Source organism: Streptomyces sp. NBC_01288, from assembly GCF_035982055.1.
GTDB lineage: Bacteria > Actinomycetota > Actinomycetes > Streptomycetales > Streptomycetaceae > Streptomyces.
Genome location: NZ_CP108427.1, coordinates 6,496,960 through 6,513,119, shown reverse-complemented (window position 1 = coordinate 6,513,119; position 16,160 = coordinate 6,496,960). Strand labels below are relative to the sequence as shown.

Annotated in this window: 14 protein-coding genes and 1 tRNA gene; 10 read left to right on the top strand and 5 right to left on the bottom strand. The window is 71.9% G+C overall.

The genetic code is table 11. The features are described 5' to 3' along the window. Positions 1-86: 86 nt before the first annotated feature. On the top strand, positions 87-1,559 hold the full coding sequence (locus OG194_RS29400) for a hypothetical protein (RefSeq protein WP_327403783.1): 1,473 nt from the start codon (positions 87-89) through the stop codon (positions 1,557-1,559). A gap of 91 nt (positions 1,560-1,650) precedes the next feature. Here the strand turns inward: OG194_RS29400 and OG194_RS29395 are convergent, their stop codons facing one another. After that, positions 1,651-2,247 carry a histidine phosphatase family protein gene (locus OG194_RS29395; protein ID WP_327403782.1) on the bottom strand — a complete coding sequence of 199 codons (597 nt, stop codon included), beginning with the start codon at positions 2,245-2,247 and terminating at the stop codon, positions 1,651-1,653. 208 nt (positions 2,248-2,455) lie between these two features. Here OG194_RS29395 and OG194_RS29390 point away from each other — a divergent pair, with 208 nt between their 5' ends. From OG194_RS29390 to OG194_RS29355, 8 genes are all read left to right on the top strand, one after another. Next, on the top strand, positions 2,456-3,457 hold the full coding sequence (locus OG194_RS29390; protein WP_327403781.1) for a phosphatase PAP2 family protein: 1,002 nt from the start codon (positions 2,456-2,458) through the stop codon (positions 3,455-3,457). Continuing rightward, a complete protein-coding gene (locus OG194_RS29385) occupies positions 3,408-4,622 on the top strand; it encodes a hypothetical protein (RefSeq protein ID WP_327407248.1) in 1,215 nt (404 codons plus the stop codon). The genes OG194_RS29390 and OG194_RS29385 overlap by 50 nt, the downstream gene beginning before the upstream one ends. Continuing rightward, positions 4,619-5,035 (top strand): hypothetical protein, encoded by a 417-nt coding sequence (locus OG194_RS29380; protein WP_327403780.1) that lies wholly within the window; start codon positions 4,619-4,621, stop codon positions 5,033-5,035. The genes OG194_RS29385 and OG194_RS29380 overlap by 4 nt, the downstream gene beginning before the upstream one ends. Then, entirely contained in the window at positions 5,026-6,624 is a 1,599-nt protein-coding gene (locus tag OG194_RS29375) for a hypothetical protein (RefSeq protein WP_327403779.1), read from the top strand. The genes OG194_RS29380 and OG194_RS29375 overlap by 10 nt, the downstream gene beginning before the upstream one ends. Continuing rightward, the gene (locus tag OG194_RS29370) at positions 6,621-7,961 is read left to right on the top strand and encodes an AAA domain-containing protein (RefSeq protein ID WP_327403778.1); all 1,341 of its coding nucleotides are present in this window, start codon (positions 6,621-6,623) and stop codon (positions 7,959-7,961) included. The genes OG194_RS29375 and OG194_RS29370 overlap by 4 nt, the downstream gene beginning before the upstream one ends. A 396-nt stretch (positions 7,962-8,357) precedes the next feature. Further along, positions 8,358-8,729: a hypothetical protein gene (locus tag OG194_RS29365; RefSeq protein WP_327403777.1), complete on the top strand. Its 372-nt coding sequence runs from the start codon at positions 8,358-8,360 to the stop codon at positions 8,727-8,729. A gap of 141 nt (positions 8,730-8,870) precedes the next feature. Beyond that, the gene (locus OG194_RS29360) at positions 8,871-9,485 is read left to right on the top strand and encodes a bifunctional DNA primase/polymerase (RefSeq protein WP_327403776.1); all 615 of its coding nucleotides are present in this window, start codon (positions 8,871-8,873) and stop codon (positions 9,483-9,485) included. Further along, positions 9,476-9,549, top strand: a tRNA-Lys gene (locus tag OG194_RS29355). The genes OG194_RS29360 and OG194_RS29355 overlap by 10 nt, the downstream gene beginning before the upstream one ends. Positions 9,550-9,677: 128 nt before the next feature. Here OG194_RS29355 and OG194_RS29350 read toward each other — a convergent pair. Next, entirely contained in the window at positions 9,678-11,003 is a 1,326-nt protein-coding gene (locus tag OG194_RS29350) for a M6 family metalloprotease domain-containing protein (protein WP_327403775.1), read from the bottom strand. A 366-nt stretch (positions 11,004-11,369) separates the two neighbouring features. On the opposite strand from OG194_RS29350, the gene OG194_RS29345 reads away from it, so the two are divergent. Next, positions 11,370-13,262: a putative bifunctional diguanylate cyclase/phosphodiesterase gene (locus OG194_RS29345; protein ID WP_327403774.1), complete on the top strand. Its 1,893-nt coding sequence runs from the start codon at positions 11,370-11,372 to the stop codon at positions 13,260-13,262. Here the strand turns inward: OG194_RS29345 and OG194_RS29340 are convergent. The 3 genes from OG194_RS29340 to OG194_RS29330 all read right to left on the bottom strand — a co-directional run bounded on the left by OG194_RS29340 (position 13,250) and on the right by OG194_RS29330 (position 16,105). Then, positions 13,250-14,386 (bottom strand): LLM class flavin-dependent oxidoreductase, encoded by a 1,137-nt coding sequence (locus OG194_RS29340; protein ID WP_327403773.1) that lies wholly within the window; start codon positions 14,384-14,386, stop codon positions 13,250-13,252. The two genes, OG194_RS29345 and OG194_RS29340, sit on opposite strands and share 13 nt — an antisense overlap. 202 nt (positions 14,387-14,588) lie before the next feature. Further along, entirely contained in the window at positions 14,589-15,323 is a 735-nt protein-coding gene (locus OG194_RS29335; protein ID WP_327403772.1) for a maleate cis-trans isomerase family protein, read from the bottom strand. Continuing rightward, a complete protein-coding gene (locus OG194_RS29330) occupies positions 15,320-16,105 on the bottom strand; it encodes a maleate cis-trans isomerase family protein (RefSeq protein ID WP_327403771.1) in 786 nt (261 codons plus the stop codon). The genes OG194_RS29335 and OG194_RS29330 overlap by 4 nt, the downstream gene beginning before the upstream one ends. Positions 16,106-16,160 lie beyond the last annotated feature (55 nt).

The following is a 16,160-nucleotide window of genomic DNA, read 5'->3' as shown; positions in this document are numbered from 1 at the left end:
GTTCTTGCCCGCTGGAAACAGGGCGTCACTCAACAAGTCACCCTGAATCCGGCATGGTTCGACGGTTCGCACGAGAGGACCCGGCCATGGCGTCGTCAATGGTGACCCCGTCCCCGTTCCCCCAACCCCCGAGACCCAATCTCGCCTTCCGGCGGCTGCGCGGACAGCGCTCACCGGCGGAGTTCGCCGCGGCCGTACGCCGGTCCGCGCGGGAGATCGGCGAGCGGGTCAGCTGCGACGCGCGCTACGTAGGCCGCGTCGAGGCCGGTGAGATCCGTTGCCCCAACTACGCGTACGAACGGGTGTTCCTGCACATGTTCCCCGGCCGCGCGCTCGCCGACCTCGGCTTCGCGCCCCGCTCGTCCGTACGCGGACGCGGGGCGCGAACCGCCGAGGACACGCCCCCCGCACACCTCACGAGCCCGGCCCTCACCACGGATGAGGCGGCGAGGACGGGTGAGACGCGGGACGTGTACGAGCCGTATGACACGCAGGACCCGTACGACACGCACGAGAACCACGAGAACCGCGAGGAGAGCGACGTGCTGCGTCGCGCATTCATGAGGGGCGGCACCGTCACGGTGGCCGCCGGCACGCTGGGCCCCCTGGGGCTCACCCTGGACGCCGGGGCAACGGAACGTTCCGTCCGCCGCCCCGGTACGAGCGAGGCGGGCGCCCTGGAAGAGGCCGTCCGCAGAATCCGGCTGCTCGACGACCGACACGGCGCCGACGGCCTCTACCGGCGCGCGGCGGCCCCGCTGCGCGCCGCCTACGCCCTGCTCGACGCGGGCACCACCCGGCAGTCGGTCGCCGAGAGACTGCACTCCGGAGCGGGTGAACTCGCCATCTCGGTGGGCTGGTTGGCGCACGACTCCGGCCGCTTCGACGACGCCCGCTCGCACTACGCGGAGGCGCTCGCCACAGCCCGGATGACCGACGACCCCGGCCTTGAGGCACACGCCTTCTGCAATACGGCGTTCCTCGCGCGGGACGCCGGCCGGCCACGGGAAGCGGTGCGCGCCGCGCAGGCCGCGCAGCGCGTCGGACGCCCGCTGGGTTCCGCCCGCCTGATGTCGCTGCTCGCGCTGCGCGAGGCGGGCGGCTGGGCGGGGCTCGCCGACCGCACCGGCTGCGAACAGGCGCTGGCCCGGGCGCAGGCCCTCTTCGAGCGGGGGCACTCGGACGCCGACCCGGAGTGGATGAGCTTCTACGGAGAGGCCGAGTTGGAAGGGCTTGAGGCGCAGTGCTGGTCCACCCTGGGCGACTGGCCCCGGGCCGCCCGGCACGCGCGGCGGGCGGCGCATCTTCAGGATCCGCATTTCACTCGGAACATCGCGCTGTACATGGCTGAGCTGGCGGATGACCTTGCGCGCGGCGGGCGTCCCGACGAAGCGGCGACTGCGGGGATGCGGGTGCTTGATCTTTTGGACCTGGTGCAGTCGTCGCGGATTCAGACGATGTTGGCGGGGACTGCGCGGGTGCTGTTGCCTCACCGGCGGGCTTCGGGGGTGTCTGCGTTTCTGGACAGGCACTCGGGGTTGCCTCGTACTGCGGCCTAGTTGCTACGGAGGATGCGTTGTCATCCGTCTGCGGGCCGGTGGGGGCTGGGCGCGCAGTTCCCCGCGCCCCTAAAAACAGGGCGCTTAACGCCTAGGCCGTCAGATGGCCCAGGTCGTTCCAACTCTCGATCGCCGGCTCCCCGTAGGCCCACCCAAGTACCGACAGAGAGGTCGGGTTGAGCCGTATCCGCGCCGCGAAGTCGATCGGCAGGCCCAGCCAGCGGGCGCCGATCGAGCGGAGGATGTGGCCGTGGGCGAAGACCAGGACGTCGCGGTCCTCGGAGCGGGCCCAGGTGACGACCTCGTCCGCGCGGGCGGTGATCTCGGCGAGGGTCTCCCCTTCGGGGACGCCGTCGCGCCAGATCAGCCAGTCGGGGCGTGCGGAACGGATCTCCTCCGGGGTCAGGCCCTCGTAGGCGCCGTAGTCCCACTCCATGAGGGTGTCCCAGGGGGTCGCGCGGTCGGCGAAGCCGGCGAGTTCGCAGGTCTCACGCGCGCGTGCCAGCGGGCTGGTGCGGACCTCCACCCCGGGGAGGCCGTCGAAGGGGGGCCGGTGCAGTCGTTCGCCGAGCACCTTGGCGCCGCGTCGGCCCTCTTCGAGGAGGGGGACGTCGGTCCTGCCGGTGTGCTTCCCGGACAGCGACCATTCGGTCTGTCCGTGCCGGGCCAGCAGGATGCGCGGTGCCATGAGGGACCCTTCCGGGAGAAAACGAGAGGCGGGTCACTCCATCATCGCGCACCCTTGAGAAGGGCAACCCGGGGGGCGATCTCTGCGTCTTTGAGGTCCGGGGGCTCCCGAAACAGGGCGCTCACATACGCCGTAAAGTGTTCCGACCGGGCCATCGGGAAGCCGGACCACGGGGCAGCGCACAGAACAGAAGGGGGAGGGCGATCGGATGCCGCAGACCGAGACACCAGGCATCGAGGCGGACCGGCGAAGCCGGCTGCGCTGGTGGACCGAGCTGCCGCTGATCCTCATGGTGTACGCCTCGTACTCGGCGGGCCGACTGCTGGCCCGGGGCGACACGGCGAGCGCCGTGGACCACGGACTGGCGATCCTGCGGATCGAGAAGGTCCTGCACATCAACGCCGAGCACCCGCTCAACCGCCTCTTCACGCGCGAGTCCTGGATCGGCATCCCGGCGGACTTCTGGTACGCGTCGCTGCACTACCTGATCACGCCCGCGATCCTGATCTGGCTGTTCAGGTCGCGCTCTCACGTCTACCGCGCGGCCCGCACCTGGCTGATGACGTCCACGTTCATCGGCCTGATCGGCTTCACCCTGCTCCCGACCTGCCCGCCCCGGCTGCTCTCCCCGGACTACGGCTTCGTCGACACGATGGCCAAGTACAGCTCGTACGGCTGGTGGGGCGGCGACGCGAGCGCGCCGCGCGGCCTGGGCGGCATGACGAACCAGTACGCGGCGATGCCGAGCCTGCACTGCGGCTGGGCGCTGTGGTGCGGTGTGATGCTCTGGCGCCACGGCGGGACCCGGCTGACCAAGGTCATCGGGGTCGCCTATCCGCTGCTGACGGCGATCGTGGTCATGGGCACCGCGAACCACTACCTCCTCGACGCGGTCGCGGGCGTGGTCGTGATGGGGCTCGGGTTCGTGCTGGCGCCGCAGGTGATGAAGGCGGCGGACCGGCTCAGGGCACGGTTCGAGGGGCGCGGATCGCTCGTCGCGGCCCGCTCGCGTGACACCGCTCGGGACGCTTCCCCTGACGCCTCTCGTGACGCCTCTCGTGGCTCAGAAACCTCAATTGTCAGTGGCGGATGCCAGACTTCGCCGGGTGAGCGAATTCCACGGCAGCGCGAGTCACAGCTCGGTACCGGAGCCGAGCCGGGTGCCTCCCCCACGGACGCGGGGGACGGCGCTCCGGCACCGGCTCGCTGAGCTGCGGGGCCCGGACGTCCCGGCCAAGGCGCTGGACGCGCGCGCCCTCGCGGCGCTGGCCGCGAACCCGGGCTGCAAGCGGCGGGCGATCCTGGACGGCGCGGGGGTGAACAAGGCGGTGCTGGCCGACGCGCTCGGCTCGCCGTCGTCCTTCGGGCAGTCCCAGTTCGCCTTCATGCGGGGCAACGCGTTCGAGGCCCGGGTCAAGGCGGACGGCGGCGCGGAGCTGCTGCGGCTGGTGCACGAGAAGCTTGACCCGGGCGCCGAACCGCCGACCCGCGCGCGGGTGCCCGAGCTGGAGGCGATCGGCCCCGAAGGGCGCGCGGCCCGTACGGCACTCGCGCTGCGCGAGGCCACCGAGGCCGCCGCCTGGACCCTGCTCGACCACCCGATGCTCGCCCTCGACGTGGCGGGTTCGCCCGCGTTCCTGGAGCCGGACGCGGTCGTCGTGCACCCGGACGGCAGTTGGACGGTCGTGGAGATCAAGTCCTTCCCGATGTTGGACGGTTCGGCGGACCCGGCGAAGGTGGGCGCGGCGGCCCGCCAGTCGGCGGTGTACGTGCTGGCCCTGGAAGCGGTCGCCGCCAAGCTGGATCCCGCTCCCCGGGTCCGGCACCGCATCCTCCTGGTCTGCCCGAAGGACTTCTCGAACCTGCCCACCGCGTCCGCCGTCGACGTCCGCAAGCAACGCGCGGTCACCGGCCGCCAGTTGGCCCGCCTCACCCGCATCGAGGACATCGCCGACACCCTCCCGGAGGGCACCTGCTTCGCCCCCGACCGCCCCGCCGCCGAACTGACCGCCGCCATCGAGTCGGTCCCCGCGGCCTACGCCCCCGAGTGCCTGGCCGCCTGCGAGTTGGCCTTCCACTGCCGCGACCACTCCCGCACCTCCGGCGCGGTCACCACCCTCGGCCGCTCCCTCCGCGCCGAACTCGGCGACCTGACCACGGTCGAGGAGGTCCTGGCGGCGGCCCACGGCGAGTCCGGCGACCCGGACGACCCGGCGGTGGCGGCGCTGCGGAGAGCGGCCGAGCTACGGGCCGAGGCCCTGGAGAACGCGGCGGCGCTGAGGGAAGCGGCTGCGCTGCGCGGGCAGGCGCCGGGCAGCGCGGCCGAGTTGCCGATGGAGGCGCTGGGGAGTGCGACGGGCGGTGGGGTGCGGTGACTGTGATCCTTTCCGGCACTGTCGCCGACCCGGCGCAACACGCGATGACGGCAAGTCTGTGCGCCGTCGCCGTCGCCTCGGCACGACCCGCGACGACCACAGTCCCGCGCGGCGCTCTCGCCTCCGCGGCGCAACGCATGATGGCCGCGGGCCCGTGCGCCGCCGCGACACGACACCCGATGACCGCGAACCTGGACGCCACCGTCGCCGACCCGGCGCGACCCGCGACGGCCGCGCTCCCGTGGGCCGGCGTCACCGCCATCACGCGACACGAGGTGACCGCGACCCTGGACGCCCCCGTCGCCCCGGCACCACACCGCCGCCCGACATCCAGCGCCCCGCACCACTCACACACCCCGCACCACCGCACCCCGCTCCCGGTCACCCACCCCAAGGGGACCCCGTGTCGCTGATGTCAACTCTCGCCCGGCTGGAGGCAGTTCAGACCGGCCGTGCCCAGCCCGCCGCCACCGTCCTGCACCGGCACCTCTCCGCGCGCCCCCTCGTTCTCGTGCCGCTCACCACCGCCGGTGAGGCCGGGGCCCCGCTCGGCGCGCTCGTCGGTACGGACCGGGACGCGCCGCGCCTGTTCGTCGTACCGCAGCCGCGGGACCGCGACCTCAGGTTCACGTTTCTCGCCGAACTGGCGGACGTGGTCCTGCCGTACATCGACACGTTCGCGGACGACGTGGAGGCCGCCGAGCGGAACGAGACCGACCCGGAGACCGGGAAGCGGGTCAAGGTCGAGGTCGAACTGTGCGCGGACGCCCCGCAGTTGATCGTGCCGAGCCGCGCGGGCATCGAGTTGGTACGGCTGTTGGGCCGTTCGATGCGCTTCCGGCGTACGGCCGAGCAGGACCCGGAGACGCCACATCCCGCGCCCCCGCGCGTGCCGTTGCTCGGCCGGTGGCTGACCCACTACGGGGAGCGGGCCCGCGTGCCCGGTTCCTCACTGCTCCTCGCGCTCACCGAGGTCCTCGGCCGGCACTGGGCCACCGGCCAATCCAGCCTGGAGGACCAGCACTTGGCCGCGCTGCTCGCCTGGATCGACCCGCCGGACGGTGTCTCCGGGGCCGAGGCCGCGCTCGACGCGGAGCTACGGCGGGACGCGCGGGGCCAGTTGGCGTGCCCGCCGGCCGGCCCGGCCACCGACCCGGCGTTCGACAACAAGCTGCTCGCCCCCGCCATCGAGCGCTACGACCGCGCCCGCACCGCCCTCGCCGCCGCCGAGGACGGACTGGAGGCCGACGACCGGCTCGGTGAACTCACCGCCGCCGAGCGGGAGATCAGGTCCCTCGTCGAGAGCATCACCCGCCCCACCTGGGACGCGGTGTGGCACGGGCTCGACCTGCTGCGGGCACTGCCGGAGGGCGCGCACGCCGTCGACCGGTGGACCCGGGACCGCTGGTCGTTCACCGGCCACCGGGACCGGATCGTCGCCGGTGAGCCCCCGCAGCCGCGCCGCGACGACGCGGTCACCGCGGCCAACAAGCTCGCCACGCGCGAGCGCGAGCAGGCCCGGCTGGACGCCCAGGAGGCCCTGGACGACCCGCTGGTGATGGCCGGACGGCGGCTCGCCGGGGAGGCGTTCGCGGGCGAGGTCATCGATGTCGTCATGGCGTACAGCGAGGGCAAGAGCCCCCGCCCGCGCCCGCTGGTGACCGTGCGCACGGACGACCGGCCGCATCTCGGGGAGCGGGTGAAGGTGTTCCGGTCGCTCGGCGGAAAGCCGCAGTCGGCGGAGTTCGTGGGCCACGAGGAGGAGGGCGCCCTCGTCGTCCTCCGGGTCGTCGACAAGATGGGGCGCGGCAAGGAGCCGGAGACCGGTTCGCTGCCGGAGAAGGGCGACCGGATCTGCTTCACGCTGTTCGAGCACGAGCAGCGGGGCGGCGCGAAGTTGCCCGACCAGGAGGAGACACCGTGGACGCACGGGGGTCCGCCGGGCGAGGAGAGCGCCGTGCGGGAGGCCGCCGACCCGGTGACCGAGGAGGACGTCCTGTGAGCGCCGACATCGTCTTCGACCCCGGTGCCGAGGCCGGCCGCGCCACCGACGCGATCCTCCGCGACACCTTGCACGGCACCGCGCGCGGAGTCGTCGTGGACTCTCCACCGGGCGCCGGCAAGTCCACCCTCGTCGTCCGCGCCGCCCTCGAACTGGCCGACGCCGGGCGCCCGTTGATGGTGATCGCGCAGACCAACGCGCAGGTCGACGACCTCGTCCTCCGGCTCGCCGAGAAGAACGGCGAGCTGCCGGTCGGCCGCCTCCACAGCAGTGACGCCGACCCGTACGACAAGGCGCTGGACGACCTGCCGAACGTACGGAAGTCGGCGAAGGCGGGCGAACTCGCCGGGCTCCCGGTCGTCATCTCCACGGCGGCGAAGTGGGCGCACGTCAAGGCCGACGAGCCGTGGCGGCACGCGATCGTCGACGAGGCCTACCAGATGCGCTCGGACTCGCTGCTGGCCGTGGCCGGGCTTTTCGAGCGTGCGCTGTTCGTGGGCGACCCGGGCCAGTTGGACCCGTTCGCGATCGTCGGCGCGGAGCAGTGGGCGGGTCTTTCCTACGACCCCTCGTCCTCCGCGGTGACGACCCTGCTCGCGCACAACCCCGAACTACCGCAGCACCGCCTGCCGGTGTCCTGGCGGCTCCCGGCATCGGCGGCCCCTCTGGTCTCGGACGCGTTCTACCCGTACACCCGTTTCCGCAGCGGCACGGGCCACGGTGACCGGCTCCTCGACTTCGGTGTCCCGTCGGACGGTTCGGGCCCGGACCGGGTCATCGACGAGGCCGCGGAGTCGGGCTGGGGCCTGCTGGAACTGCCGGCCCGCCACACCCCTCGTACGGACCCGGAGGCGGTGCGGGCGGTGGCGACGGTCGTACGACGCCTGCTGGACCGGGGTGGCGCGGCCACGTCCGAACGCTCACCCGACCCCACTCCCCTGACCGCCGACCGCATCGCGGTCGGCACCGCGCACCGGGACCAAGCGGCGGCGATCCGGGCGGCGCTGGGTGAGTTGGGCGTCACGGACGTGACGGTGGACACGGCGAACCGGCTCCAGGGCCGGGAGTTCGACGTCACGGTGGTCCTCCACCCCCTCTCCGGCCGTCCCGACGCCACCGCCTTCCACCTGGAGACGGGCCGGCTGTGTGTCCTGGCCTCCCGACACCGGCACGCGTGCATCGTGGTCTGCCGGGCGGGAGTCACCGAGTTGCTGGACGACCATCCGTCGACGGAGCCGGTGCAGCTGGGGGTGACGGTGAAGTTTCCTGACGGGTGGGAGGCAATGATGTCCACATGGGACCACTGGTCCGAGCACCGGGTGGCCTGGCGTCCCTGACCGTCCTACGGCACCTGCCCGTCAGGCGGTCAGCACGGCGCCGCCCGAGCCGCCGGACGGAGTCCGGCACGCCGCCGGAGGCGGCCAATGGAAACAGCCCTGACGGGTGGGAGGCGAATCACGCGGTGCTGGCGCATCTCGCGGAACACCGGGTGGTGTGGAGACCCTGACCGGCACGCCCGTGCGCACGCCGGGTAGTGCGCGACCTTGACCTGCGGCCCCTCGTGATCCCGCCCGCGGGGTGATGAATACCGGGCCGGGCGGCTGGGCATCCAATCATGCGGTGCGGGATCCGTGCCTCGGGAGTATGCCCGGGGCCCCTTGCGCACCCGGGGGACAATGGACGGTGGTCCGCTCGTGAGGCGGGTCATCCACGACGTACGAGGAGGAGAAGACATGGCGGAGCACACGCCGCGTCGCAACGAATCGCGGCTACGCCCCGCGCCCCTGCTCTTCGAGCCCGCCCAGGCGGCCGAGGACCCGGAGCACTTCTTCGACCTGGAGTCGATGGACGACCCCCGCGCGCTGCTGGCCCGCGCGACGGAGTTGACCCACGCGTTCCGCGCCGCGACCGACCGCGCGGTGGAGTTCCAGGCGATCGCGGCGGCTCAGCTCGCCGATCCGCGCCGGTTCGACCGGCTGACACCGGCGGACATCGCCGAGCGCGCCGAGTGGACCGAGGACTACGCCAAGAAGATGGTCGAGTTCGGGCGGGATCTGCTGCGGGGCACGGAGGGCAGGGGCAGCGGGGGCGCCGACCCGGTGTGACGTCGGGGGCGCGGGCTCGGAGGACGAGAAAGAACTTCTGGCATATGCCGGTCGGGCAAGATACTCCCTCCCGCCCCCTCCTGTCCCGATTTCCGGCAACCCTCAGAGAGCGGACGCTCACGGCCGGTAGATCTAGGGGGCATGAGCCGCACACAGGATGAGCCCTTCGCCGACCGCTTCGACATCTCGGGTGTCACCTCGGACGGTGCCGCCTGGCTCGCCTCGGCAGGAACGTATCCGCGCAGCACTCTCGCCCTCTGGAGGGAACGGCCGGACGCCCCGGTCGTCCTGCCCTGCGGGTCCGCCTTCGATGTGGTGAGCGCCCCGGTGGTCTTCGGGCGGCGCATGGTCGACCGCCTGTGGGACGAGGGGCCGGGGTCCGGGCCGGTCGCGACGCACCGGGGTCGGATGCTCCTGTTCGCCGGCCCGGGTACGGCTCAGCGACTGCCGTCGCTGATGGGCTGGGAGGAGTGGGGCGCACACCCCGGGGAGCACAGCCGTACGGGGTCCGTCCCGCCGTTGCTGTGTCACGGCAGGGGCGACGCGGTGACCGTCCCGGCGCTGGTCGGCGGGGCCGAGCCGACCCCGTTCGACTCGCGCTGGCTGGTCGCCCCGGACACCCGTCGGCCCTGGCTTCCCGGCGCCGAAATCCTGCTCTGGGCGGCCGTGCGAGCGGCCCGGACCGCCGTGCGGATATCGATTTTTCCTCCCCCGGATCAGGATGCTAAGGTCTACGACGTCAGCAGGCGCCGCTAGCTCAGTTGGTTAGAGCAGCTGACTCTTAATCAGCGGGTCCGGGGTTCGAGTCCCTGGCGGCGCACGCTAGCGATGGCGAGGCATGTTCGCGGAAAACGCGAACCGGCCTCGCCATCGTTGTTTCTGCGCGGCTTCGCCGCGCGTTGCGGGGGCTTCGCCACCCGCACCCCCATCGCCAGTGATCCGGGGTTTTCAGCCCTGCTCCCCCGGCGTGATGGTCACCGTCCACGCCCCCGAAACCGTCCGCCCCTCCACCTCCACCTTCACGTTGTCGCCGGGCACGGTGAAGCTCTCTCCGAGGGAGACCGGGGCGTCGGCGAGGGGTGGGTAGACCGAGGTCTCCCAGCAGGCCTCGGTGTGCGGGTGGGCGTCGACGACCTCGATCGGGCCGTTCCCGGAAGGCGCGCCGCCGCGCACCCGGTACACGAGGACGCCCTGTTTGCAGGCCGTGCGGTCGTTGCCGACGGAGCTGCGCGCCTCGAAGGCCAGCGCGCTGTCGGTCCCGGTGCGTACGACCGCCAGTTTGACCCCCAGGCCGAGGCCGAACGCCGGTGATCCCGCGGCGCTGCCCGCCGGGGACGTACCCGGCCCGGCGGCCACCGGTTCCAGGGTCAGCCGTTTCGGCGCGGCGCCCCGTACGCACACCACCTGGCGCGGATCCAGCCAGCCCAGCTTCCACTTGTGCCAGGCGAACAGGTCCGGGGAGAGCCCGAACTGACTGCCCATCAGATCCCAGTCGCCGACATAGGTGTCCCAGTCGCCCTTGCCGTCCACCGGCCGGTGGTAGAGGTCGGGGAGGTCGAAGACGTGGCCGGTCTCGTGGGCGAGGACGAGCCGGTCCGGCGGGTGCTTCTCGAAGACCGTGACGACCCGCCGGACGTCCGTGCCGTCGGCCCGCAGCGGGGTGTCCAGGTTGACGACCTTCGTCGCGTCCGAGTCCACACCGGGCGCGTCCGGATCGGCCACGAAGTAGACGATGTCGTAGCGCGAGAAGTCGACCTGGGGGTCGGCGGCGGCGAGCGCGTCGCGGAGGTACGCGGCGCGGTTCGCCGGGTTCCAGTCGCGCTGTATGGCGTACGACGTCGACGCGTGCGGCATGCGGATCCAGTTCCGCAGCGGGTGCGGGCGGAGCGTGAACCTGCCGTAGGAGGCGCGTTCGTAGAAGCGGGTGGTGGCCGGGAAGTGGTCGGCGGCGAGTTCGGCGGGGGTGGTCCGCGGGGTCGCGTCGGGGAAGGAGAGGAAGATCATCACCGCGTCGAGCGCGCGGGTGGGGCGCGGGTAGGCGGTGTTCCAGGTGTCGAGGCCCTCGGAGTGGTGGGCGTCGGTGCGCTTGAGGGCACAGGGTGTGGTCGAGAACGGCTCGGCGACCGACTGGCTGGACATGATCGAGGTCGCGGCGAGCGCGGACATCGTGGTGAACACGGCGGCGGTGCCGCGCAGTCCGGGTCGGGTGCGCCACTGGGCGAGCCCCTTGAGCGCCGTACGGGAGAGCCCCTTGAGGGGGAGCTGACACGGCACGTTGGACCTCCGGGAGCGGGTTCACGGGACACCGACACCCAGCCTGTGATGGTTTGTTGGGGTACGCCCTGTTTATCTGCACCAGATGAGTGAGGGGGCGGCCGGGACACGCCCGGGCTGACATCCGGAAACACTCACGGAACGTCACATGTGGTCGGCCATTTGAAGAACCCGTCCAGGTGCGGGCGGAAACGATCTGCCGGAACCGGTCGTTGTTCCGGGACACTGGACAGTGGCTGGAAGGGCCGGGGGCCAACCTCTATGATCGGCACACTTTCCTGCACGGACACGGCACGGCGGCCCCCCACCCGGTCGGCCATCCCGACGAGACCCATCCGAAGATCGAGTGCACTGCGGGAGCGAGCGGTGAGCGGAACGTCCGAAGGGCCGGCGCCCGCGGCAGACCTCATCCGGCCAGCCGTCACAGAGAGTAAGGGCGAGGCATCGCCTCGTACCGATGTCCCCGATTCCACCGGGTTCCCGAATTCCCACGAGTCCCATCCGTCCCCCGAGTCCCTTGAGTCCCTCGAAGGCGGACGCCTCGGTTCCGCCTTCTCCGCGGCTCCCCTCGCGATGGCCGTCGTGGACCACGACGGTCTGGTCGTCAGCGCGAACGACTCGTTCGGCGCGCTGCTCGGCAAGACGGGGGCCGCGCTGACCGGGCGGGTCGCGGCCGAGCTGATGGACCTGAAGTCGGACGCGCGCACCTGGCACGCCTATCGCGAGGTGCTCCGCGGCCGGCAGGCCAAGCTGAGCTGCACCCGCCGGGTCAAGCATCCCGACGGGCGCGTGCTGTGGGCGCAGGTGACCGTGGCGCCACTGCCGGCCGAGGAGCACGGTGTGCTGCTGTCCCTCACCGACATCAGCGCCCGCCGTGAACTCCAGGCGCGGCTACGGCACTTGGAGATGCACGACCCGGTGACCCGGCTGCCCAACCGCACCCTGTTCTTCGAGCGGCTCTCGGCCGCGCTGGAGGCGGAGTCGTACGAGCAAGGGGGTACCGGGCGGATCGGCCTGTGCTATCTGGACCTGGACGGCTTCAAGGCGGTCAACGACACGCTCGGCCACCGGGTCGGCGACCGGCTGCTGGCCGCCGTGGCGGAACGGCTGACGCGGTGTGCGGACGAAGCCGGTTACGCGCGGGCGAGTTCGCCGCTGGTGGCTCGGCTCGGCGGGGACGAGTTCGCGCTGCTCGTCGAGGACTCGACCGGGACCGATCAACTGGCCGAACTCGCCGATTCGGTGCTGAAGGCATTGCAGGCGCCGTTCGACCTGTCCGGGCAGCGGCTGTCGTTGTCGGCGTCGATCGGTGTGGTCGAGCGGCACGCGTCCGGTACGACGGCCACCGGTCTGATGCAGGCCGCCGACACGACGCTGTACTGGGCGAAGGCGGACGGCAAGTCCCGCTGGACACTGTTCGATCCGGAGCGCAACGCGCACCGCATGACCCGGCAGGCGCTGGCCTCCACGCTCCGTCCGGCCATCGAGCGGGGTGAATTCACCCTGGAGTACCAGCCGTTGGTGGGGATGGAGAACGGACGGCTGCGCGGGGTCGAGGCGTTGGTGCGCTGGAATCACCCGCAGTTCGGCATGCTGACGCCGAATCGGTTCATCGGACTGGCCGAGGAGGACGGCTCGATCGTGCAGCTCGGCCGCTGGGTCCTGGTCACCGCCTGCCGTCAGGCCCGGCGCTGGCAGCTGGACCACCCGGACGAGCCGCCGATCTTCGTGAGCGTCAACGTGGCCGTACGCCAGGTGTGGGACTCGGACCTGGTCGCGGACGTCGCGGAGACGCTGGCCGAGACCGGACTGGACCCACGGCTGCTCCAGTTGGAGCTGACCGAGTCCGCGGTGATGGGGTCGGCGGGGCGGCCGTTGCAGACGCTCCAGGCGCTGAGCGACATGGGTGTGCACATCGCCATCGACGACTTCGGCACCGGCTACTCGAACCTGGCGTACCTGAGCCGGCTGCCGGTCTCCGTCCTGAAGTTGGACGGGTCCTTCGTGCGGGGCTTCCAGTACGAGGGCGAGGGCGTCCCGCCGAACCCGGCGGACGAGGTCATCGTCGAGGCGATGATCCAACTCGCCCACCGGCTGGGCCTGTCGGTGACCGCCGAGTGCGTGGAGACCTCGGCACAGGCGGCCCGGCTGCGCCGGATCGGTTGCGACACCGGACAGGGGTGGCTGTACTCCCGTCCGGTGGCGCCGGATCGTATCTCCGAACTGCTGGGCACGAAGGCCTGCAATCAGGCTTCCTGACCGGCAGTCAACTCATAGGCGTCGGCGATCAGTTCGTACGAGCGCAGGCGCAGGTCGCCGTTGTGGGCGTGGGACGTGAGCATCAACTCGTCGGCGCCCGTGCGCTTCTGGAGGTCGTCGAGTCCGGCGCGGACCTCGTCGACAGTGCCGTGGATGACGTTGGCGTTCCAGGAGGTGATGAACTCCCGCTCCATGGGGCTGAATTCGTACGCCTCGGCCTCTTCGGGGGTGGGCACGAGTCCGGGGCGGCCGGTGCGCAGCCGGACCATGTTGAGGGCGGCGGCCAGCACCTGGCGGCGGGCCTCCTTCTCGTCGTCGGTGGCGAGGGCCGAGACACCGATCAGGGCGTACGGCGCGTCGAGCACCGCGCTCGGGCGGAAGGACTCGCGGTAGAGGTCCAGGGCCGGGATCGTGTTCTGCGCCGAGAAGTGGTGGGCGAACGCGAAGGGCAGGCCGAGCATGCCGGCGAGGCGGGCGCTGAAGCCTGAGGAGCCTAGGAGCCAGATCGGCGGGCGGTGCGGGGACTGGACGCCGCCGGGTGAGGTCGACTGGATCGGGCCGGGGACCGCGTGGATGCGGGCGAAAGGGTGGCCGGAGGGGAAGTCGTCGTCCAAGAAGCGGGTCAGTTCGGCCAGTTGCTCCGGGAAGTCGTCGGCGCCCTCGTTCAGACGGTCGGTGCGGCGCAGGGCCGCGGCGGTGGCGCCGTCGGTGCCGGGGGCGCGGCCGAGGCCGAGGTCGACGCGGCCCGGGGCGAGCGCCTCCAGGGTGCCGAACTGCTCCGCGATGACGAGCGGCGCGTGGTTCGGGAGCATGACGCCGCCCGAGCCGAGGCGGATGCGGTCCGTGTGGGCGGCGAGGTTCGCCAGGATCACGGCGGGCGAGGAGGAGGCGACGCCCGGCATCGAGTGGTGCTCGGCGACCCAGTAGCGGTGGAAGCCGCGCGACTCGGCGAGCTTGGCGATCTTCACGCTCGTGCGCAGCGCCTCCGTGGCGGTGCGGCCGGCGCCCACGGTCACCAGGTCCAGTACGGAGAGGGGGACGGGGGCGGTGCCCTGTGCCGTGCCCCGGATCTCGTCACCCCTGATCTCGCCGGTCGCGCCCCGGACCTCGTCGTCTGCCGCCACGGTGGGTGCCTCCTGTTGTGAGCTGTGCGGTGTCCTGCCGGGGCTAACAGGAGGCTGTCTCCGCTTTATTCCCGGAGGCGCACCGCCCGGAGGGCGGGCACGGGGGGTTACTCAGGAAAGTGTGACACTTCCGACGAAACTGTCACACTTTTCTGGAGAGCCCCCTCACCCCCGGCGCCGCGACCGACCCTGCCCGACTTGTTCAGCCCGCCTGCACGAGCGGTTCCTTCGTGAACAGCGCCCCCAGATCAGGCGCGTTGACCTTGCGGTCCGCCAGCCGCAACGCCTCCCAGACCGTGACCTGGTTGGCCGTGAGGACCGGCTTGCCGAGTTCCTTCTCCAGGGCGGGGATGTGGGCGGCCGTGTGCAGGGCCGTGTCCGGGAGGAGGACCGCCTCGATGTCCGGGCCGTCCACCGCCCGGGCCAGGGCGAGGACCTCGTCGTAGCCCCAGGTGCCGACCTCCGCGGCGGTGATGATGCCGGAGGCGCGCACCGTGACCGGTTCCACTCCCCCGGCGCGCAGGAAGTCCGCGAACAGGTTCGCCACGTCCTCCGGATATGTGGCCCCTACGGCCACCCGGCGCACCCCCAGCTCCTTCGCCGCGTGGACGAAGGCGAAGGACGTCGACGACGCCGGCAGGCCCGCGGCCCGGGCCAGGGCGCGGATCTGGTCGTGGGCGCCCTCCCAGCCGTAGACGAAACTGCCGCTGGTGCAGGCCCAGACGACGGCCTCGGCGCCGGACATGCGGAGTTGTTCGACGCCCGCCGTGAGGCGCTCGGGGGAGCCCATCTCCAGGAGCGCGTCGACGCGGTGCGCGTCCTCGCCGATGTCCGTGTGGACCACGTCGAGGCGGACGTCGCTGCCGAGGAGCTGTTCGAGGCGGGGGTAGTCGTCCTCGGCGGAGTGGCCCGGGTAGAGGAATCCGAGTGCGGTCATGACCAGCCTTCCTGGTGTTCTTCCGGCAGTACCGGCCCCTGGCGGCGGGCGGACTCGTCCAGCAGCGCCTGATAGGGGCCCACGGCACGCGTACCCAGTCGGCGCAGGGCTGCCCACATCGTGACCTGGTTGGCCGATATCACCGGTATGCGCAGTTCCGCCTCCAGCTGGGGGATCACGTCGTACGTCGGGAGGTTGGTGCAGCTGATGAAGAGCGCGTCGGCCTCGCCCTTGACGGCCTGGTGCGCCATGTCGACGACGTCGCGGTACGGCACCTTCCAGATGTGCCGGGTCAGGCCCATGAAGGCGCGGCCGGTGACCTCGACGCCGGCCTCGGCGAGGTACTCCTCCAGGGACTGGGTGACGGACACCGTGTACGGCGTGACCAGGGCGATGCGGCGGGCGCCCAGTTCGGCGAGGGCGGCCAGCAGGGCGCCCGAGGTGGTCAGGGACGGGACCTCGCCGGCCCGGGTCATCGCCTCGCACATCGCGCGCTCCCCGGCGACCCCGCCGACGAAGCTCCCGGAGGTGCAGGCGTACGCGACGACCTCGGGGGCGACCGCGTTCAGCGTGCGGACCGCGTCGTGGAGCGTCTCGTGCTCGCTGACGAGCCGCGCCAGGTCGAGGCTCACCTCGACGGGCACGAACGGCGTCCGCGTGAGATGCAGCGAGATGTCGTCGGGGACCCAGCGCCACAACTCGCGGTCCAGCGCGAAGTCGAAGGGGGCGACGACACCGACACCGCGCTGCGGGCGGGGTCCGCCCAGGAAGGAAACATGCATGGCTACACCGGCCTCACCAAGAGAAACGGGGTGACAACGGTCCGTGCGGGCGTCC